The organism is Vibrio sp. 10N.286.55.E10 (assembly GCF_002872555.1).
Classification (GTDB): domain Bacteria; phylum Pseudomonadota; class Gammaproteobacteria; order Enterobacterales; family Vibrionaceae; genus Vibrio; species Vibrio crassostreae.
This window is the reverse complement of sequence record NZ_MCSD01000003.1, coordinates 363,902-383,198: the sequence shown is the minus strand read 5'-3', so window position 1 is coordinate 383,198 and position 19,297 is coordinate 363,902. Positions and strand designations below refer to the sequence as shown.

Here is a 19,297-nt window from a genome sequence, read left to right as displayed (position 1 = left end):
AAGCGGCTTAGTTCAACAGCTATATTAGACAGAAAAATTCTGCACTTAAATACAGAATTATTCTGTCTAGTATCTCAATGACGTAAACGATACCCCGTTTTTATGAAAACTAACAGTAACTTAAGCACTACAGCTCCCTTCCTACATCCCAAAATACAGAATTTTTCTATATAGCATGAATTGATGTGCCAAACTGAAACCTATGTATGCATAACCAGTTAAAGTTTAATGAAAAAATCACCATTTCTATCGTATATACAAGAATATATGCTTGGACGGCACTATGCCCTTCGTACAACGGAGGCGTACATTTATTGGATTCACCAATACATTCTTTATCATGATAAAAAGCACCCAAAGAGCTTAACTTCTAGACATGTAGAGGATTTCCTAACGCATCTGGTAGTTAACAGAAAGTCAGCGAGGAAAACGCAAAGTCTGGCTCTCAATGCGTTAGTCTTTTTATACAAAGAAATTATTCAAGAACCCATAGAACTTGATATGCAGTTTCGACGCTCAGATAAATCACGAAAACTGCCAACAGTCATGACTCCAGAAGAGATTGGAAGGCTATTCAATCACTGTTCACCTAACTACAAATTACCTTATCAATTAATGTATGGATCAGGGTTGCGTTTAATGGAGTGTCTACGCTTACGTATACAAGATATCGATTATGCATATAAATCTGTACGTGTATGGCAAGGGAAAGGAGGTAAAAACCGCATAGTGACAATAGCACCAGAGCTTTTCCCCGCCATCAAACAACATCAACAGAAATCCGCGAGTTACTATCATCAAGACATGAATGACACAGTTTTTTCTGGTGTATACATACCTGAAGCTCTCGCTAGAAAATACCCAAGCGCAGAAAGGAACCTAAATTGGCAATTCCTCTTTCCTTCCGGTCGTTTGTCGCCAGATTTACAAACAGGCGAGCTACGTAGACACCATATTCACCCAACAGCGCTTCAAAAACACATTAAGGTAGCAGGCCAAAAAGCCAACATTGAGAAAAACATCTCGTGTCATACTTTAAGGCACTCATTCGCTACGCACCTTCTTCAAAGCGGAGCAGATATCAGAACCGTTCAAGAACAACTTGGGCACACCGATTTGAAGACAACGCAAATCTATACTCACATCATTGATAGAGGCGCCAATGGCGTTGTTAGCCCATTATCAAGAATATTCGTAAAATAACGATAAATGAAATTCGGATTCCGAATTCTGAAATGACTTCATAATCACGAAACAGGGCACTATCACCTGCTCTTAAGGCTGAGGCCTCTAGTCACTCCAAAAGCTCAATAACAATTTATGTGTGTGTTTTTCTCTGCAGCAATGGCTACGTATCACCTCTTATTGTTGCGCCACCATTACCTATTTACAACTTTCATGGCGCTCACAACGCCCTAACACGCACAATAACGGGATGCCTAACAAACACATTATTAAACAGCGAGTTGCAGGTTTCCCACTCTCTACTTCGAGCTTTCGAAAAGAGATATTTCACAATTTTCATCAATAACAGTGTTCGAAAAAGAACATATGTCTCAAAAACATACACACCATCAATATGAATAAGACTGCATGTTAAACTGCTTTTATAAAAAAGCAGGAATAAAGCATGATTACTAAGGATAGAGATTCAAAAATCGACAACAGTCTTCAACAGAAAGCTGGCGCAAAAGTAGAGCAAGACGTCGCGTTTTACTTACGCAGAGAGTTTGGAGATGCAAATGACATTTTCATTATCAATGACCTACGCATACAGTTTAAAAATGAAACTGCTCAGATCGATCACTTAGTCCTTTATAACAAAGGATTTATCATTATTGAGTCGAAATCAATTCGTGGTGAGGTTAAGGTCAACAATCAACTCGAATGGAGCCGAACCGTAAGAGGGAATTGGACAGGAATGCCCTCGCCTATCGAGCAAGCTAAGTTGCAAACCAAACTATTGAAAGCACTGTTAAATGACAACGCTAAGTCGTTGCTAGATCGAATTGCGTTTGTACAAGCTTACTTTGGTGGTCGCTGTTGGGATCAACTCTGTGCCGCGTCCAACGACGCGCTAATCGATCGAACTTCTATCCCTAAAGATATATCGAAGAAGCTCATTAAAGCCGAATCTATTGGTAGCTGCGTTAAGGGTCTCATCAAAAAGCACCGCGTAGGTTCAATACTAAATCCGAATCCTACGTTTAATCGTGATGAACTGTACCGCCTGGTTCACTTTCTAAACGAACAACATGTGCCTACGTCTTCTCCGGCTCCCAAAGTACATATCGCAGAATTGAGCGAAACTGAAAAGGTAGACTTGATTCCAGCTCAAGAAACAATTGAAGAGGCCAAAGTTCCACAAATAAGGCATGGTTTTAATTGTAAGAAGTGTCAAAGCCCTCAGACCGAGCCGAGGTATGGAAAGTATGGGTATTACGTCTACTGCCCACAATGTAAGGTGAATACTGCAATGCGTATTAGTTGCCATTCTTGCCAATCTAATTCAGCTAAAGTCACTAAGAAAAAGAACACGTACTCAATTGCATGCTCTTATGGTGAAGGAACTCAAGTCGTATTTCCTTAATCTAATAATTCCGAATCCGAATTGTGCCGCTATTTAAAGGGGTACGGATTCAAATTCGGATTCCGAATTCCTCCAAAACTAAGCAACTAACACGAATCACTTCTGGCCACTTTTCGGCATCACCTCAACAGGTGGTACTTGGTGCCAAATAATGTCACTTGTACCTGTATAGATTTTTGTTGTTTTAGCGTTCGCATGCGCCATTCGCTCGGTAGCACTCTGCCCTTGCTGTTCAATCATTCGAGCAGCCAGCCCTCGAATTTCATGATAGGTCGGCCTTAACGATTTCTTTAGGTGGCTATAAAGCCCTAAAGAGTCTCGAACCTTACTGAACTCTTTACTTATATTGTGGTGATGTACTTGGTAGAGGTGGTCGGTCTCTTTTGAAATGCCGCGTTGCTGCTGTTTGGGTTTACGGTGAACGATATAAGGACAAATCAATCTCGATGTTTTAGAAAGATCGACAATGTCTTTAATCGTCTGAGTGACAGGAATGGCGACAGTGGAAGCATCGGACTTTTTCACCTTTTCTCGATGAACATATAGCATTCCATACACTGCATGCCCATCCACATACTCCACCTCTTTGTCAGGGTTCCAAAGAATCCCACAAACGCCTTCCCGTGGTTTGTATATACGATAACGAAGCCTATAGATCTCTCTCACAGCATGAGTCGTCTCAAGTGTTAAGCTCATTGCGACCTTAAGAAACAGTGGCGCTGCATCGTAGACCTTTTGGTAGTTTTCGATATCTAGGTCGTGGCGAGCTTTTGTGTAATCTTCTCTGGTCAATCGACGCTGTTTTTTATTGAGTACAAAATTACTCTCAATAGCGCTCTCATCAGCAAGGTAGGAAAATACCTTTTTAAGGTTACTGATCTTATTGTTGAGCTGACGATTACTTAACTCTGAATAGTATTTCGAAAGGAACTCATTGATGTGCTGTAACTTGATCGATTTGGTTGGCAACCGCCCCATGAACTCATCAAGGCGGTAACAGTCCCTCTCCAAATTTCGATAAACGTCTTTGGAAAGCCGTTCCTCTTTCTTCACACGAGACAACACTAATGGAAGCCACTCTTTTAAAGGCCGATTAAATTTGTCCTTACGGCCTTTGGAGACAGCTTTGCGAAATGGGGTCATCTCAGAAAGGGAAAATGCGCTTCCTAGCTCAGGACGATACTGCAAGTTATAAACATGCGCAGCTTGTATCGCTTCTTGCTCTACAGTCCCGATAGGAAATAGCTTCTTCACACCATCTACGGTCGTAAACCGAAACCGAGATTGACCCCTATGGCTCATTTTCACCAAGAATGGAGGGTAATGAGCCGTTTCTTTGCTTCTAGCTCTACCAACCATTTATGACTCCAAGAATCTTAGAAGTTCACTCACCCTGTCTGCAGGGTTCCCTATCTCGTCGTCAACACAGACTAAATATCGGCCCGTTGGCGTTCTAGTACCCTCAAGCTTGCCGTGTTTAATCCAGTTTATGATGGTGGTATTGCATATCCCTGAATCAGGGTAAAACTCATCAATAAATTGTCTAGGTCTGATTTTACGCGTCGCCATGTCGTTCTCCTTACCTTTCTCACTACATGAAAATTTAGATTTTTCATCTACTGGTAGAAAAACTATGCACGATTTTTTCAGTGACATTCTATTTGCGCAGCAATTAACGAAAAGGATTCCCGAAGCGTAAAACAATTCAACGAATCGATTTCAAGCCCACTTTAGGGTGGACTAATACAGTAGTACCAAGTTGCTAATCCATTGATTTTATTTGACTATTTCATTGGCCTTTTTAACCGTTTTTTAGGCCAATTAGAGCTTAACCACCAGCTCTAAATACATGAAATTCATATAAATCAATATCATACAGCTAAGATTACTACCAACATCGGGGTTTCACCGTTTTTGAGCCCTCAAAAACGTCGTAAAGCCTCTTAACACCACAGCTCTAAAGAAACATCCCCACTCGCTCCACTTCTTTCAAAGCGACACCATCGGCAGTGATGCCGGCAGACGCTGTATTCAATGGATACCACTCAATGCTATCGGCTTCTTGTGCGGTTATCTTCCCTGTCCATTGGCTCACAACAAAGTAATGAATCAACTGTAGCTCTGATGTTGGGTGATAGAGTGAACATAAGAAGGTGTAATGAGTTGGAGTAACGTTGAGCTCTTCTTTGAGCTCACGAAACAAAGCCTGCACCTGATTCTCACCGTGCTCAATATGACCACCTGGAATGGTAATTACGCCGGGATCCGTCTCCTTAGACTCACTGCGCTTTTCCAGCAATACTTGTGATTCGCTGAGCAAGATAAAAGAAACACACTCGTGTACATCCATCTGATTTTCCTAAAACCGTTACAAAGGTAGTTAAGTTTGCTGTTCTAGCTTGTGTTAATCCTTAATTTACAACAAGCTTTTTGCTTAGCCTTTCATACAATTCAAAAGCCTCTGTTTTAGATATCAAGTTTCCAAGAGCATATTGATACGCCAACTCAATATCGTCGCTTTGTTTTGGGTAATAGCGCTTGGCTACTGAGGCACACTGGCTCAGGTCTGTGTACCAACTTCCGTCTTTCTCAGCCACAAAATAATACGCTGCTCGCACTAACTTCTTGCTAATCACCTTAGCGATATCCCCGTCAGCCATTGTTTTGAAACTCAGGCTCATTTGCTCAAGAAAAGTAGGCAAGTCGCCATTGAGAGCTTGGGCGATTTCAATACTGGGCTTATATAGCGGAAACTCTGTAGATAAATCCTTACCCCAAATACAACAGCAACAGTGCTTGAGCCAAAAGTGCCAGTGATACTTTTCTGTGGGTTGCAGAACATCGCGCAGGAAGCCGGGATCGATATCAAGCTTACTGACTTGGGGATATGCTTCAGGAATGGTGTCAGAGAGATGCTTAAATACTCGCCTCTCTTTTGGGCCAATAGGCGTAGTCAGTACCATAGAAACATCCAAATCTGAACGACCAACAATGGCCGTTCCTCTTGGTACACTTCCATACAAGTAGATGCTATAAATTTGCTCCGGAAGTTCACTTAACAACGAATCAATAAAAGCATTCACGACACCTTGAAATTCAGGAGCAATGTTCTTAGGTGAGTATAGGTTTTCGATAAACCCGTCTTTATCGAGGCCTCTAGTTTGATTCAGCATGCCACTTTCCAGCTATATTAAGATCCGTTTCACAGCCCGAGGTAGTACATAGAACAATGCCACTCTCTTTTGATTTTGCACTGATCACGCGTTCTCCTTGCGAATTCCAAACCGAACTCTTACCACACGTTTCCCAGCCTCCCGTCAAAGATATATGGTTACTCAGTAATACTGGTATACCGTGTTTCGACGCAATTCCAGCTAAGATTTTAGAATCCGGATCAAAGCCATTCTCAGAGATTAAAGCGCTCGCTAAATAGATATCAGCGCCTAGATGTTTGGCTCGTTGGGAGTGATCCGCCTCTATGAAGTCAGCACATATTGCTAGCGCGATTTTATGCCCATTCACATCAAATATATAATCAACATCGCCAGCGGAGCAGTAGTTGCCCTCTCCATCATGCAGGTGCTGTTTAGAGTAGAACTCGACTCTGCCGTCGGGAAAACAAACAACGGCGCCTATGGTGGGGTGGGATAAGTCTGGAACTCGCAGGGGACAACCAGCCACAATAATCGTCTCACTTTGAACCGAAGCTCGGGAGAGTTCTTCAAAGTTTGATGGCTCAAGAGACAACGCAAGTTCTTCCGCCAAATCAAGCTCATAGCCGATTAGTGATAGCTCGGGGAAAACAACCACATCCGCATTGTACTTTGACGATTGCTCTATCATTTTTAGATGTTGCTTAAGGTTTTCTCTCCAGTTGCCTCTTACGACAGGAATTTGGGCCAAACTGATAGTGACACTCATTTCAAACTTCTCCCAAAAACAAATTTACCGTTTCGACCATACTCACTACAACAAACTCCTTGTCTATCTAAATTCAATATTGAAGTGAGATATCCGGCTCTTAAGTTATTTCTCGATTGGGTTTTATAAAATAAGACCATGTAAATCACAACATTTATGATTGGTTTATAAAATCACCTCTGAAATATAGTAATTTCCTTTGGTAATAGTCACTTATGGTGCATAATTTCCGCCTTCAAAAGAGGTGCATAATGAAAAAGAGCGGTTTTACAATTATTGAGCTTGTTGTCGTTATTGTGATTCTTGGAATAATCGCCGTTACGGCAGCGCCCAGATTCCTGAATGTGAGTACAGATTCGCATATTGCAGCCGTGAAAGGTACTGGCGCTGCTTTCAAAGCAGGTGTCGATCTTGCCTACTCAAAAAATTTGACCTTAAACGGTGGCGGTCCATCTACGAACATCCCTATCTATGATGACTCTGCCACTGGCCAGCTTGACTTCAATGAATGGGGATACCCAGTACAGCAATGGCCTTACGCAGAAGATTTTCCAAGGTTGGATAATCCGGAAGACTGTATTTCGGTATGGGGAGCTCTCCTGATTGATCCACCGAGCGTTTCTAGTTTCAACTCACCGACTGATACTGACTATATCGCTGAGTACATCCACACCGACCAATGCCGTTATCATTATCGAGTCGTACCGGGGATATCTATTTACTACAACTCGATGAATGGCGATGTCACCGTGGATGACGAACCAGACAGCTAAGCTCTAGTTTAATACTCAACGTGTTGGTACACACAAATAAACTTAGAGAATGCCAAGCATCAACATTCAGCCATCCTAGAAATTAAGACAAGCACGTTTTGGCGAAAACCAGCGTGCTGTCTAACTCTCCAGAAGGTAAACGCCTAGCATTAGCTAAACGAGCTTCTTGCTGGTAGCCACATCGCTGCGCCACTGCCTGACTTTTCACATTCGTTGCTGCCATTTTTATCTCAACACGCTTTGCCCCTTTATCAAGAAAGGCAAACTCTTCAACGAGTTGAATCGCCTCGCTCACATAACCAAATCCCGTTTTCGAAGTTCGTAACCAATAACCGATTTCAAAACAAGGTATAGAGTCGTCTCGGACAATAAAACCAATGGCGCCGATGAACGCCTCAGTATTCTTTTCAATAATACTGAACCAAAACTCCCCCACAAAATTAGAGAAATTACTGGCAGCCTCTTGAGTATTGAGTTCAAGTTGTTGCCGAGTTAACGATTCAGAAACCCAAGGCAGGAATTCGGACAACTCAGCCATACATTCTTGAACAACGTTAAACATTTCATCAGTATGGATTAATGAAGGAGGTGTTAATTTAAGTCGTTCACTTTCCATTACTCTCACCTTCCCACTCTGAGCGAAGCATCGCTAATACAACGGTATCCCACCACTTATTTTTGAAGAATCGGTGCTCTTTAAAGCAAGCTTCTTGTCTCATCCCGAGTGACTTACACAATCTTATCGCCGCTAGATTCTCACCAATGGTTTCTGCATAAATTCGATGAACACCTAACTCTGAAAACCCAAAACCAGCCAGAGCTTTGGCCGCTTCTACGGGTAGCCCTTTCCCCTGAATTGCTCTCGAAAAAGCGCAGCCCATTGAAGCTTGCTGGTTATCTTCAAGGCGTAAACACACGGTTCCGATAAACTTCCCTGACTCTTTACTTTCCACAGCTAATTGATAGGACTGACGAGGATCTTCCTCAGCCTGTTCAACAAACAATTGGGTGAGTTGATAGTATTTACTAGGCTCACAATCAGTCTCATCATAGAAGCGCTGATATTTTGCGTCCTGTGACATAGCCACAAACGCGCTTTTATCTTCAAGCGTCATATCTCGAAGAACTAATCGGTTAGTTTCTAGTTTGAACATCAAAACTCCTTTTTATCTGTCTCCTAAACTGCATTACGTTACTGACAGTCAAGCCAGTAACGAGCTACTGGACCAGGAAAAACTTTACCAAAAACTATTTTTTCAAACTTACCGCCATTTGCCTCAATGACTTTTCGTGAAGCTATATTGTCTTCGTCTGCGGTAATCAAAGCTTGTTTAATACCCAGAGAGCTCGCTTTTGGAATAGCGAATTTGAGCATTGCCTTGCCGTAGCCAGAACCTCTCTTTGAGGGAGCAATATCGTAGCCAATGTGCCCCGCTTCAAGTGACAGAAACTCATTATCGATGCGATGACGAACACGAATGGCGCCGAGTATATCTCCTTCATCATTTACCAACCAATAATGATTACATGGCACATAACCATCGGGTAAGTTAACGCCTCTAGCCTCATCATTTAAGCATTCAATATAACGAGAAAAATCAAGAACACCGTCTTTGTAATAATCAGAGTTATCGATGTCTTGCTCCAAGAAGTCTTGGTAGTACACCTTAAAAGCGGACTCAAATTCTTTTGAGGGCGATACTAGTTTCATTGTTATCTATTCCTCTTAAGATAAAATTAAAGGATCTTTCTAATAAGCACGATGAATCTGATAGGTTCCAATCGGACTGCAGGTAAGTTTGAGCTCATCAAACCCATTTACGATCAAATCTGCTGATTTTAATTCTTCTCTGGTATGGCTGGTTAATAGAGCGATCGTGAAACATCCTGCCTTCTTGGCCGATAGTACGCCAGATGGTGAATCTTCAACTGCAACGCAATCTTCTGGTTTTGCGCCTAAAGCTTCTGCGGCTTTAAGGAAAGGATCCGGTGCTGGCTTACCTCGTACCACATCTTCGGCACAAATCATGACCTTTGGCAACGTAAAACCGGAGGCTTCCAAGCTTGTTGTTGCGACGGCTCTAGGTCCACTCGTTGCGATTGACCAGCAATCCGGGCCTATTTTTGATAAAAAATCATGAGAATTTGGTATAGCCTTGGCGCGCTTCATCTCTTGGGTCGCAATAGTTTTGACTTTATTGACCTCAGTGACATTGGAGAATTCCATGCCAATACAGCTCAGTGTCTCTTCGATTTTTCGCCCGTGGATATACTCACTCATGGTTTCAAAACGAACACCAACAGTCTTGCACCATTTTTTCCAAATATTGTCGATAACCACTTGGGTATCAACCAGTGTTGCATCGACATCAAAAATAAACTTCTTACATTCAACCATGAACTCTACAACCTATAAAAATACTCAATTTACTCAAGCTCATTAATGATGTCGCACGCACTAATAGATTTACGTAGCTTGATTCAAAAAATTAGTGCGCTCGAACGTGGTGTGATGAGTGTTTTTCAACTCAGCATTAGAGTCCACATTTAGAACTAAAAAATGCCAAGCTATAAGATTCAACCAATCTATTAACGACCACTACTCTCGACACTTTACTAAGCCATAAAGTTCCAGTAGTTGCCTACCATCACTAGGCATCCCTTCATAGGCACCAAACGCACTAGGGTAATAGATAGGCAATGCTAATAAGAGATAAGTGGTGAATAGAAAACCTACTGCCGCTTATATTGTGTTGGGCAATAACCTCTCGACACTTCAGAGCTACGAAGTTTTACATGTTTTGTCGCACGACCTGCGACGCGAGCGCGCCACAATTTGAAGCTACCCGGCTTCATATGGCTGCGCATAAAACGAATTACCTGTGATTCATTTAAACCAAATTGGTGTTCTATTGCCTCAAATGGCGTTCGGTCTTCCCACGCCATTTCAATAATTCTTGATTCATTCTCTTTAGATAATTTCATTGTCTACTCATCCTTTAAAATCTGAGTAGAAGTACGCTCACTCTCACTTTTTAGATCAGGGTGTTACCACTGAGTCGATAAGGAATCATCAAACAAAAAACAGATATTTGTCGCTACCTTCTCTCCAGCCACTCGCTACGCAGCACCCCATACTTCAACGAGTCATAATACTCGCCTTGGTAATATCGCACCTTTCTCAGCCTCGCCTCTTGCTGGAAACCTAGCTTCAAAGCGAGAGACATCATGCGCGGGTTACCTGACCAAGTCGTTAGCCCCACACGCTCAATTTGTTTGTTTTCGAATAAGTAAGTAATCCAGAGCGGAAGTGCTAATGCTGCGATCCCCTTCCCCCAATAATCAGAGTTATAAATGACTACGCCAGCTTCGAGCCAACGTGTCTCTTCACACTCCCAGTAGCAACTCACGGTTCCAACAGGTACACCGTCGACGACCACCAGCTGCAGGTCATCGCCCTCAAGCAGTCGTTTAAACGAATGCGCTTCAAAACTTTCTAATGACGGATGAGAATACGAAAAATAAGGGCCATTAAACTTAGTCCACTCATCGTTTGAGATAACCAAAGCATAAATGGTAGCCAATTCGCTCGGCATTGCTGGTCTTATCGTTATGTCCATTCACTTTCCTTATCCTGTTTTCAAACGCCATCGTACTATTTGATTATTCTCGGCATTAGCTCGACTAATTTTTGTTGGAGTCTATTAGCTTTAAATGAGTATTTGCGAACTCTCTAAGCACTCTCGCATTATTGTGATGCGCGTTATCTCCACATTGCTGTCCGTTCACTCTAATTTCAGGGCTAGAGTAGGCAGGAATAATATCACGCTCATAAGACATTACAGTGCCTCTCTCTGCACATGTAGCACCGAATGAATATGCGGGCGCTTTCGGGTACCTGTCAGCGATAAAATGTTCGATAGTCGCGTAATCTTTTAACACCTCTTTATAGTCATGGTTAGCACCGCTCAAATGACCAATTTCATGTTCCATTGTCGAGTCTGGGCAATTTATAGCCAAAAAGAAAAAACGAGAGACCTGAGATGCGATACCACAATATCGAGACTCGAAAGCAGAATGATAATTAGAAAACACAACACCTGTAAAAACAGGACGACCGTCCTCTGTGATTTCTTCAATTGGCTCTTTCATTGATAATTTGAGTAGCCTCTCTGCCGCACTCAAATCTTGAAACCAAAGGCTATCGATAGCAGGTGTATAAGTAATTTGGGTTACCTTTCTCCTCATAGGAATACATGAGTTTTTCAAAACTAGGTTGGAGTAACTTTCCCATGTGGCAACTTTACTAGCGATAAACGCCTTCGAGTATTCCAACAACATAGACTCGTCAATGTAAAGGTGAACCTCGGTGTTCAACACTTCACCTTCAACACAAGCAGGGAACTCAATAGTGTCGGCATTAGTGTAAAGGCTGAAGCCGAGAAAAATGACACCCAAGGCTACTCGCATTTGCTTCATATCGTTTTTAATAAGTCCTTCCTTTCCAAAAATAAAAAGCTCGCCAATGATGACGAGCCTTGTTTAGGGTTGAACCATGCTAACTGCGAGGTCGCACTTAGCTTACAACTTGTTCTCGCAAATTCACTTCGACACTTTTTAAGATCTTAAACTCTTCACGAGTACAACCTCGAGCTACAGATACCCAGTGATCACCAGTTTCGTCTGATCCTTTAAACTCTGCACGAAGCTCGTATTTTCGCCACGAAACAAAAGCCAAAATAAAGGTCAGAGCGAGCATAGGTAACCCAAACTGAGGTACGAACGCCCAAGTTGCTGCAGATAGCATCAAGGCCAATGAAATGACGTTGATTGCGTTTTCTTTGATGCCCAGTTGTCGAGTTTCTAGCTGTTTGATTTTACGTAAACTATAAACATCTTTCTTGACTCGAAGTTCATCAGAACTCACTAGAAAGTCAGATATTTTGTATGGTCTACGCAGCCTCAATAAATTCGCTAACCTATTGCATGTTGGGTTCTTATTCATCGCCTTTCTCCATGTTATTAAAGGTTAGTAAAAACTAATATAATCATGAAGTTATCGGTGAATGCTTATTTTATAAATCAAGAGAATGTAAAAAGCAAGAATATGAAATTAATAACACTTATAACAACACTGCTTTGGCATGCGAGATTTCAATAAAAAGGTTCATTAAAAACTCTACATATCATAAATCGATGTACTTTAGTTAAGCTGGATATAGACCAACAATGATTCCAATCACCGACCTAACATACTAAACGGCGAGTATGATTCCCCCTGTTTTGTAACCACTTATTTCAACGCGATTATTACAAAAAATTTCGTTCTCGATTAATGCTGAACTGTGGTCACATAACACTCTACTTATCATAACTAACGCAATCGCATTCCCACTTACCCATTGTATTTTTGAATATCAAAATCATTCAATTGAACACATCAATACAGCTTATCTATTAGGCAATTGATCTCATAGAAAAGAGGCTGTACGCTTAAAAAATACACACGGTTACCTAATATGGAGATAACGATGAACGAACTACTGACATGCGCAATGGAACAGAAACAACGGACAACGGTAACAAGTTTATTTGCAAGGAATGGATTTAAAATCGCGGCTACTGACTTTGATGATGTAACTTTCGAACGTGAAAGTGTGTTGGTTAACGTTCGATTTGATGCCTCTTCAAACGTTGAATCTATTTCGGTAGTGAACAATTAAGTACTGACTTTAACCTCTTATATGGTGAATACATCCCAATATCATTCACCATTTAAGAGATGAGCGTTGCACCCTCCCTACATTACATCGACTTTCTCCGCGCATCCCTCAATTGTTGATAACAAAAGTTACATTTATCAAACTACCTAACCAGTACGATAAGCATTACTTATTACAAATATTCAAAATGCTACTTAGCCAATGATTCAGTTCACAAATATTATGTTCTCACCAAAGGAAAGGCGCCGATGAGCAATCGAAAAATAAAGCTTATCAACCTATTAGGATGCTTTTAATAAGAGTAGAGAGTAAATTCACAATGAAAAAATCAGCTTTATTTGTCGCATTGGTCGCAGTATTACTTAGCGGTTGCAACAGTTCAGATAGTTCAGACACCACTGGAGGTACAGCACCTCACAACCCGGGTAATCCAATATTGCCGCCTGGTGGGGGCGATGGTTCAGGAGATGATCAAACCAATCCAGACGAAGACACTGGCTTAAATCCACCTCAAACTGACTTGATCGCCGAAGCAGCAAAACGCTGGGGAACGACTTACGATCAAATGTACAATGCATGCCAATTATGGACATGTAACCTTGCAGATCTTCAAGAGAGAATCACTTTTACGATTGAGCGTGAAACACTATTGCTGGAAGGTTCCAGTAAAATGACCTTCACTCTTTCTCATAACAACGCAGATTTATGGCCTACTTACGTGTTTTATAGCGATTTAATTGGAAATACCGATATCGAAATTGAGCACGTTTCATCGACTTTTCATCATGTAGACACAGAAAAAGTAATCAATGAAGGCTCAACGTTGCTAGGCTGGAAAACTGGATTTGATAGCTGGGCAACTCAAAGTCCACGCGATTGTGTTGAAGCGTACTGCGCTGAGTTCAAAACATCATGGTTAGAAACCGGCACCTACTCTAGTGCAATGGCGGTGTACCGTGAGAATGGAGAGGTGATCAAGACTCAACAAGGCTACCTTGCTCAAGATGAATTACGAGTGCTGTTCCCAATATTTAATCCAACATTTCCAGAGCAATATTAATTCGCCATAATACTGTGTAAACGATAAAACGGAGGGGCCAACTATAACTTAGCCTCTTCACTTTCATCTAACTCTAAACAGTTTCAACTCCACCAATAATTAGCATTTCTATGAGCTTGTCTTATATTTATTAATACCTTTTGAACAATATTCGAAGTGATGCCTATGCGCCTAACTCGGTTAATTTATGTCAGTACGCTTTGTGAAAGCTGCGACTCGAAGGCTTTAGATGAAATTCTCAAGATATCACACGATCGCAATAAGCAGAGCCACTTAACTGGCCTTCTTAGTCACAACGATAAGTATTTCCTACAATGTATCGAAGGTTCACGAATTGCGGTTAACCATACCTACAATCATATTCTCAATGATAAGCGCCACAAAAACGTAATGATCTTGTATTTCAAGGAAATAGATTGTCGGCAATTTGGAGACTGGTCTATGGGTGATATTCCTCAGTCGAACCTAACCGAGCTGGTAAACTTACAGTTTTCAACATCCAACCAATTCAACCCATATGAGATGTCCGGTGAAAGTGCTTATCAAATGCTTCTAGAATTGAAGCAGAATTTACCTTCTGAGTAGATTAACGACCCTTTTATCAGAAGAAGACATATCAAAAAGCCCCAACACATGGGGCTTTTTCACGTCATTAGAAAGGCAACCTTTTAATCATCGCCAGGCCTCAGATCGCTTTCACTACGAAGAAACTCTTGCTCACTGCCAGTAAGTGTTTGCTGCTCAGCAGTAATATCCGACTCTTTAAACACGATAAAGGCACGGCGGTTGAGTGCATCAGCTTTCTCTGAACGTTCGTTTATCGCTGGTTGCAATTTACCAAACGACTTCATTTCCCAGATGAACTGCTTAGGATCGAGTTTGGTTTTAAGGTATTCAACCACCGTTTCTGCGCGGCGCTCTGCCAACTTCTCATTGTAAGAGACCGAACCAGCTTGGTCAGTGTGTCCAGCCACCATGATACTGCCTTGTAAGCCACTCAGCTGAGCCGTGAAATCATCCAACTGAGTTAAGTCTTCTGGCTTAAGCACTGACTTATCGAAATCGAAGTGAGGCGTCATTGCCATATAAACTTTGCGCTCTGGTTTTGGAGGCTCACAGAAAGGCATCTCTTCGTACTTCTGCGCTTCTTCAAACACGATAAATGCACGGCGATTTTCCGCTCGGTCCTTATCGGTTTTACCCAACAACAAAGGCTGAGTTTCCCCAAGATGTTTCACTTCCCAATCATACTTATTAGGGTCTAACTGCGTCTGAAGATAGTCAGCCACAGACTTAGCGCGTCGCTGTGAAAGACGTTCGTTGTATTCCAGAGAACCTTTGTAATCAGTATGACCGACAATCGTGATGCGCCCTTTGAGGCCTCTGATCTCTTTAACAAAGGTATCTAGGTTGATCTTGTCGAGGTCGCGTAGCTTGTACTTATCAAAAGCAAAATGCTCTGCGATAGCGATATGCACCTCACGCTCTGGCGCCAAACACTCGCTGATTAAAAACTTAGACACGTCTATGCCTGCGAATTTGTCTCGGTTCTCCTGACTCACATAAGTGTCGGTTGCACAGCCGGAAAGCAACAAAGTACTCATCACTGCGCTTATTAGGAAAATAATGGTTTTCATCTTACTCTTAACTGTCACTTCGAATTCTCAACTCTTAACTTTCAACCCACTTTTGGGCAGGCTTAGATCTTACCGACTAAGTTAATGAACACACCTGATGCGTCATAATCATCATCATTGGTTAGATCGCTATCAAACGCAGAGAAGTTATAACCAATCCCCATTTTGAAGTTCTCGCCAATGTGCTTGTTCACCGAAACTAACGCACCGTGTTCTAACTCATCGTTAAGTGTGTCTGTTTTCCAGTGGTATTCACCCGTCACATCCCACTCTTTCATCACTCGGTAAGAAGCGCTTAATCCGTATAGGTCGATATCGCTTTTAACCAACTCATTCGAACCAGAGGCTCGTTCAAAAGCTTGCTGTTTGTCTTTATGGGCGTACTTAGTACCGATGTCCCAGTGTTGATCGATCGAATAGATCGCTTCAACTTCAATGATCTGGCTGGTTTCGTCTTGATAATCCACATCGCGATCCAGTTGATCGAAATCTGCAATGTAGGTGTAGCGGCTCAGTAAGTTGAGTCGATCGTTGTAGATTGGACGATACGCTAGTCCACCCGTCGCTTCAGTAAATTGCGCCATGGTTTCGCCCGTGGTTTCACTCTCTGTAATTGAGTAGTTGAACTTGCCAAACAATGTGTACTCTTCCGTTAGGTGGTGCGTGTAACGGTTGGTCGTCACGATTTGTTGCAGCTCACGCTGTGCTATCTCTGGGTCATCTTCACTCTTATCCACTCGGTATTCGAATTTATGGCTTAGGGTGATATCATCTAGGTCAATTGAAGCATTGAAGCTAATAGATTCACGCTCCGTGGTGATGTTCTGGTCGTCTTCAATTTCACCGAGTTGATAACCGATGCCCATCTCAACATCTTCCGTCACGTCGTAACCAAAGCCATACGAATCTATACGACCGTGACCATCATTTTCATCAACGAACTGGTTCTCTTGGTAGAAATCGACACTGCTGGTGAGGTCTGCACGCTGACCGACAATCACGTTGTTTTGGCCTTCATAGTTGTCATCAACATAAGTTACGTAGGTGGAATGATCATCCGATACATCGTAACTCACCGTCGCTTCAGCAACTTGCCCACGATCACCATCGGTATATTCACCACCTAAAGACAAATCTTCCAAAACTTGGAATTCAGCACCGATCGAGGCGCTATCGTTTTCGTCGTAGTCATCCGACTGATCGACAGTCTTTTGCCCTTTAACGTAAACGCTATTGTCGCTGTCCCACATGTATTCCAAACGTACACCCGCTAAGGTCGCATCGCTGTGCTCGTCGTTTTGGTTAAGCTCTTCAGTTTGTTGCCCTGCCGCCGAAACCTTGATGTGCTGGGTGATTTTAACTTGAGTCTCTACCTCAATAGTCTCGGTGTCTGTTTCTAGATTGCCGTCAACATCGCGCTCTTCGTTGGTCGAGAAACGAGACAGAACCGCCAAACGATCGGTCGCTTGCAAACGAAGCTCAGCACCATAGGCTTCTTGTTCTAAGTCGTCGCTGCTGCTCGCGTAGCTATATCCCGCGTCTTTGTCTCGATACCAAAGCTTCAGGTCATTACCAACGGCACCAAAGATGGTTGGAGCAAGATCATAAAGGCTGGTGACAGCTGTGATTTGGACACTGTCACCTTTACGGTCTTCCAATGTATCGCCAATTGGCGTAAAGGTTAAACCACCATCAGTAGAGACGAAATTCGACTCGGTTTGAGTCCCTTCACTGTGGGCAAACTCGGCTTTAATGTAGGTGCCTTCCGTCGCACGCAACGTTAAGTCAGTGCCGTAAGACTCGTAGTCTTGATTGTCTTTTTCTTGAGTCGCATACGTCACACCCACACCAACGTAATCGTTGACCCAACCTTTGGCACGACCACCATAGGACATTGCGTCTAACGAGTCTGAACCTTGAGGAACATACTCATAATCGACAACCAGGAAGTTTTCGTAATCGTCACCGTTTTCAATCACGCTGCCGAAACTGTCAGACAAAATATTGTCGAGTGGCTTGGTCAGAATGATTCGACCTTGGTACGGGTCGAAGTCATAGTCGACACCCGGCTCAAGAGGGATTTCGTTTTGTACTAGGCCAGATTCATCTTTTACTTTTACGTAAACCTTGTCACTTCCCGGTACCGCTTCACCGTGACGAAGGAAATACAGAGAACCGCCCGTACCTAAGAACTCATCGTGCGCATACAAGGAGTCAGCTTCTGCCGTAAAACCAACCACGTTCAAGCGATCTTCACCATATTGTGTGGTATCGCGAGTACGGTAATCGGCCTTGAAACCATAGAGGCTACGGTTGTAATCGTTGTTCTCAGTACCGGTTAACCCTGTGTTGTAGTTACCCCATAAATACTGTGATTTATCGTATTCCACATTGAGGTAGACTTTACCCTTGGTGTTAACTACTTTTTCGATGTTTGAGCTGTCACCATAGTTGCCGTAATACAGCTCATCGTCGTCTTCGAGAATATCGAACACATCCGAATCGTCTGATGCGAATGGATGTTTGAACATGTCTTTTATCTCACTTTCTCGAGTATCGAAGTGAGTGGTCACGCGAAGCTTGTCACCAAATTTACCCTGACCAAAGTACGCCAAACGCCCTTGGTTATAGAGGTCATCTTGATATTGGTCATCGACGCTCAGCGCACTGTTATTACCGGAAACATTGTTCTTACCAACATAAAGATCAGCCAAACCCGTTTGTGCGTAGTACGTATCTGGAATACGAACGTACAACTTGTAGCGGCGTTCATCACCGTTATCAAACACAACCTTGGTTGGAAAAATGTAGGAGTCTGTCGGTAGATACTGTTCTGCGTATAGGTTGCCGTCTTCAACGTCAAATTCGTCTTCACCGATGATGACTTTATCAACGCCTTTTAAACCGGTACCAATGAACTTGGCTAAGCCGGCATTGGTCGGGATGTTGTGACGCATCAACTTAGCTTGGCCGTAACTTTTGTCTTTGCTCTCTTCATCGTCGTTATCGTTGCGATCGATATCCACTTCAGAGTCAGGCTTCACCAAATCCGTCACACCAACGGTGGTCACGTCCATGTTGCCATCTTTGTCCCACGCTTTTAGACGGAACATCAGCTGCTCACCCACCTCAAACTGGTAGTCGACATCGGTTTGACCATCCCAGTTAATATCAGAATCGTTTGCTAGCTTTTCGCCACCAAGTACAGCGATGGGTTCAGACAGCCCAAAATCGCCGACACGGTACACTTCTAGCTGATACTTCTTGATGTAATAACCATAGTTGGTGGTGATGGTGAAACCTACGCTATCGCGCAGTGTACCTTGTTCGACTTCCAGCTCGTCACTGACACTGACATCTAGAACAGGGTCAAAGCGAGTGATGTCACGGCTTGCCCAAATAGCACCTTGCTCTAGGTAAATACGCGAACTGTCTTGGTCTTGGTTCGGCTTAGTGATTTCAATGCCAGTCGTCTCAGAACCGAGTTTTTCAAGCTTACCAGTGTCTTTCGCTACCGCCATCACAGGAATGGCCGTTAACACACACGTCGCTAAACGAGACTTACTAAATACTTTCATACAATTTCCAGATAC

At 42.7% G+C, this 19,297-nt stretch carries 21 protein-coding genes; 6 read left to right on the top strand and 15 right to left on the bottom strand.

What is annotated here, in order from left to right; translation table 11 throughout:
* Positions 1-228: 228 nt before the first annotated feature.
* Complete coding sequence (locus BCV39_RS03570; protein ID WP_102431638.1) at positions 229-1,203, top strand: integron integrase; 975 nt, start codon at positions 229-231, stop codon at positions 1,201-1,203.
* A 427-nt stretch (positions 1,204-1,630) separates the two neighbouring features.
* Positions 1,631-2,590, top strand: coding sequence for a nuclease-related domain-containing protein (locus tag BCV39_RS03565; protein WP_102431637.1), 960 nt, complete (start codon positions 1,631-1,633; stop codon positions 2,588-2,590).
* A gap of 96 nt (positions 2,591-2,686) precedes the next feature.
* On the opposite strand, the gene BCV39_RS03560 is transcribed toward BCV39_RS03565, so the two are convergent.
* The 5 genes from BCV39_RS03560 to BCV39_RS03540 form a co-directional block, all read right to left on the bottom strand.
* Positions 2,687-3,949: an integrase gene (locus BCV39_RS03560; protein ID WP_016788799.1), complete on the bottom strand. Its 1,263-nt coding sequence runs from the start codon at positions 3,947-3,949 to the stop codon at positions 2,687-2,689.
* Positions 3,950-4,159, bottom strand: coding sequence for a hypothetical protein (locus BCV39_RS03555; RefSeq protein WP_010434910.1), 210 nt, complete (start codon positions 4,157-4,159; stop codon positions 3,950-3,952).
* A 388-nt stretch (positions 4,160-4,547) separates the two neighbouring features.
* Positions 4,548-4,940 (bottom strand): NUDIX domain-containing protein, encoded by a 393-nt coding sequence (locus tag BCV39_RS03550; protein WP_102431636.1) that lies wholly within the window; start codon positions 4,938-4,940, stop codon positions 4,548-4,550.
* Positions 4,941-5,001: 61 nt separating this feature from the next.
* Positions 5,002-5,763: a nucleotidyltransferase domain-containing protein gene (locus BCV39_RS03545; RefSeq protein ID WP_102431635.1), complete on the bottom strand. Its 762-nt coding sequence runs from the start codon at positions 5,761-5,763 to the stop codon at positions 5,002-5,004.
* Positions 5,747-6,511 (bottom strand): carbon-nitrogen hydrolase family protein, encoded by a 765-nt coding sequence (locus tag BCV39_RS03540; RefSeq protein WP_102431634.1) that lies wholly within the window; start codon positions 6,509-6,511, stop codon positions 5,747-5,749. The genes BCV39_RS03545 and BCV39_RS03540 overlap by 17 nt, the downstream gene beginning before the upstream one ends.
* 251 nt (positions 6,512-6,762) lie before the next feature.
* Here BCV39_RS03540 and BCV39_RS03535 point away from each other — a divergent pair, with 251 nt between their 5' ends.
* Positions 6,763-7,284 (top strand): prepilin-type N-terminal cleavage/methylation domain-containing protein, encoded by a 522-nt coding sequence (locus tag BCV39_RS03535; RefSeq protein ID WP_102431633.1) that lies wholly within the window; start codon positions 6,763-6,765, stop codon positions 7,282-7,284.
* Between the two features lie 82 nt (positions 7,285-7,366).
* Here BCV39_RS03535 and BCV39_RS03530 read toward each other — a convergent pair whose 3' ends face one another.
* The 8 genes from BCV39_RS03530 to BCV39_RS03495 all read right to left on the bottom strand — a co-directional run bounded on the left by BCV39_RS03530 (position 7,367) and on the right by BCV39_RS03495 (position 12,289).
* Entirely contained in the window at positions 7,367-7,900 is a 534-nt protein-coding gene (locus tag BCV39_RS03530; RefSeq protein ID WP_004742142.1) for a GNAT family N-acetyltransferase, read from the bottom strand.
* Positions 7,890-8,438, bottom strand: a complete 549-nt coding sequence (locus BCV39_RS03525; protein ID WP_102431632.1) for a GNAT family protein — start codon at positions 8,436-8,438, stop codon at positions 7,890-7,892. Before BCV39_RS03525 ends, BCV39_RS03530 begins: the two co-directional genes overlap by 11 nt.
* A 38-nt stretch (positions 8,439-8,476) precedes the next feature.
* Positions 8,477-8,995, bottom strand: coding sequence for a GNAT family N-acetyltransferase (locus tag BCV39_RS03520; RefSeq protein ID WP_102431631.1), 519 nt, complete (start codon positions 8,993-8,995; stop codon positions 8,477-8,479).
* A 39-nt stretch (positions 8,996-9,034) separates the two neighbouring features.
* Positions 9,035-9,682 (bottom strand): HAD-IA family hydrolase, encoded by a 648-nt coding sequence (locus tag BCV39_RS03515; protein ID WP_102431630.1) that lies wholly within the window; start codon positions 9,680-9,682, stop codon positions 9,035-9,037.
* Positions 9,683-10,017: 335 nt separating this feature from the next.
* Complete coding sequence (locus BCV39_RS03510; protein WP_063522405.1) at positions 10,018-10,269, bottom strand: TIGR03643 family protein; 252 nt, start codon at positions 10,267-10,269, stop codon at positions 10,018-10,020.
* A 113-nt stretch (positions 10,270-10,382) separates the two neighbouring features.
* The gene (locus BCV39_RS03505) at positions 10,383-10,904 is read right to left on the bottom strand and encodes a GNAT family protein (protein ID WP_102431629.1); all 522 of its coding nucleotides are present in this window, start codon (positions 10,902-10,904) and stop codon (positions 10,383-10,385) included.
* 64 nt (positions 10,905-10,968) lie between these two features.
* Positions 10,969-11,754 (bottom strand): hypothetical protein, encoded by a 786-nt coding sequence (locus BCV39_RS03500; RefSeq protein ID WP_102431641.1) that lies wholly within the window; start codon positions 11,752-11,754, stop codon positions 10,969-10,971.
* A 106-nt stretch (positions 11,755-11,860) separates the two neighbouring features.
* Positions 11,861-12,289, bottom strand: a complete 429-nt coding sequence (locus BCV39_RS03495; protein ID WP_102431628.1) for a hypothetical protein — start codon at positions 12,287-12,289, stop codon at positions 11,861-11,863.
* A 526-nt stretch (positions 12,290-12,815) separates the two neighbouring features.
* Here BCV39_RS03495 and BCV39_RS03490 point away from each other — a divergent pair.
* The 3 genes from BCV39_RS03490 (at position 12,816) to BCV39_RS03480 (ending at position 14,652) form a co-directional block, all read left to right on the top strand.
* Positions 12,816-13,007, top strand: a complete 192-nt coding sequence (locus BCV39_RS03490; RefSeq protein WP_240698015.1) for a hypothetical protein — start codon at positions 12,816-12,818, stop codon at positions 13,005-13,007.
* Between the two features lie 319 nt (positions 13,008-13,326).
* Positions 13,327-14,067, top strand: coding sequence for a hypothetical protein (locus BCV39_RS03485; protein ID WP_102431627.1), 741 nt, complete (start codon positions 13,327-13,329; stop codon positions 14,065-14,067).
* A gap of 165 nt (positions 14,068-14,232) precedes the next feature.
* Positions 14,233-14,652: a BLUF domain-containing protein gene (locus BCV39_RS03480; protein ID WP_102431626.1), complete on the top strand. Its 420-nt coding sequence runs from the start codon at positions 14,233-14,235 to the stop codon at positions 14,650-14,652.
* An 83-nt stretch (positions 14,653-14,735) separates the two neighbouring features.
* Here BCV39_RS03480 and BCV39_RS03475 read toward each other — a convergent pair whose 3' ends face one another.
* Complete coding sequence (locus BCV39_RS03475) at positions 14,736-15,704, bottom strand: OmpA family protein (RefSeq protein WP_102431625.1); 969 nt, start codon at positions 15,702-15,704, stop codon at positions 14,736-14,738.
* Between the two features lie 62 nt (positions 15,705-15,766).
* Positions 15,767-19,282, bottom strand: a complete 3,516-nt coding sequence (locus tag BCV39_RS03470; protein ID WP_102431624.1) for a hypothetical protein — start codon at positions 19,280-19,282, stop codon at positions 15,767-15,769.
* Positions 19,283-19,297: the final 15 nt, after the last annotated feature.

Coding starts and splice junctions, on each gene's coding strand:
- BCV39_RS03565 (WP_102431637.1), top strand. CDS start 1,631: ATGATTACTAAGGATAGAGATTCAAAAATCGACAACAGTCTTCAACAG.
- BCV39_RS03485 (WP_102431627.1), top strand. CDS start 13,327: ATGAAAAAATCAGCTTTATTTGTCGCATTGGTCGCAGTATTACTTAGC.
- BCV39_RS03520 (WP_102431631.1), bottom strand. CDS start 8,995: ATGAAACTAGTATCGCCCTCAAAAGAATTTGAGTCCGCTTTTAAGGTG.
- BCV39_RS03475 (WP_102431625.1), bottom strand. CDS start 15,704: ATGAAAACCATTATTTTCCTAATAAGCGCAGTGATGAGTACTTTGTTG.
- BCV39_RS03500 (WP_102431641.1), bottom strand. CDS start 11,754: ATGCGAGTAGCCTTGGGTGTCATTTTTCTCGGCTTCAGCCTTTACACT.
- BCV39_RS03525 (WP_102431632.1), bottom strand. CDS start 8,438: ATGTTCAAACTAGAAACTAACCGATTAGTTCTTCGAGATATGACGCTT.
- BCV39_RS03515 (WP_102431630.1), bottom strand. CDS start 9,682: ATGGTTGAATGTAAGAAGTTTATTTTTGATGTCGATGCAACACTGGTT.
- BCV39_RS03530 (WP_004742142.1), bottom strand. CDS start 7,900: ATGGAAAGTGAACGACTTAAATTAACACCTCCTTCATTAATCCATACT.
- BCV39_RS03490 (WP_240698015.1), top strand. CDS start 12,816: ATGAACGAACTACTGACATGCGCAATGGAACAGAAACAACGGACAACG.
- BCV39_RS03470 (WP_102431624.1), bottom strand. CDS start 19,282: ATGAAAGTATTTAGTAAGTCTCGTTTAGCGACGTGTGTGTTAACGGCC.
- BCV39_RS03505 (WP_102431629.1), bottom strand. CDS start 10,904: ATGGACATAACGATAAGACCAGCAATGCCGAGCGAATTGGCTACCATT.
- BCV39_RS03540 (WP_102431634.1), bottom strand. CDS start 6,511: ATGAGTGTCACTATCAGTTTGGCCCAAATTCCTGTCGTAAGAGGCAAC.
- BCV39_RS03480 (WP_102431626.1), top strand. CDS start 14,233: ATGCGCCTAACTCGGTTAATTTATGTCAGTACGCTTTGTGAAAGCTGC.
- BCV39_RS03535 (WP_102431633.1), top strand. CDS start 6,763: ATGAAAAAGAGCGGTTTTACAATTATTGAGCTTGTTGTCGTTATTGTG.
- BCV39_RS03560 (WP_016788799.1), bottom strand. CDS start 3,949: ATGGTTGGTAGAGCTAGAAGCAAAGAAACGGCTCATTACCCTCCATTC.
- BCV39_RS03545 (WP_102431635.1), bottom strand. CDS start 5,763: ATGCTGAATCAAACTAGAGGCCTCGATAAAGACGGGTTTATCGAAAAC.
- BCV39_RS03570 (WP_102431638.1), top strand. CDS start 229: ATGAAAAAATCACCATTTCTATCGTATATACAAGAATATATGCTTGGA.
- BCV39_RS03510 (WP_063522405.1), bottom strand. CDS start 10,269: ATGAAATTATCTAAAGAGAATGAATCAAGAATTATTGAAATGGCGTGG.
- BCV39_RS03555 (WP_010434910.1), bottom strand. CDS start 4,159: ATGGCGACGCGTAAAATCAGACCTAGACAATTTATTGATGAGTTTTAC.
- BCV39_RS03495 (WP_102431628.1), bottom strand. CDS start 12,289: ATGAATAAGAACCCAACATGCAATAGGTTAGCGAATTTATTGAGGCTG.
- BCV39_RS03550 (WP_102431636.1), bottom strand. CDS start 4,940: ATGGATGTACACGAGTGTGTTTCTTTTATCTTGCTCAGCGAATCACAA.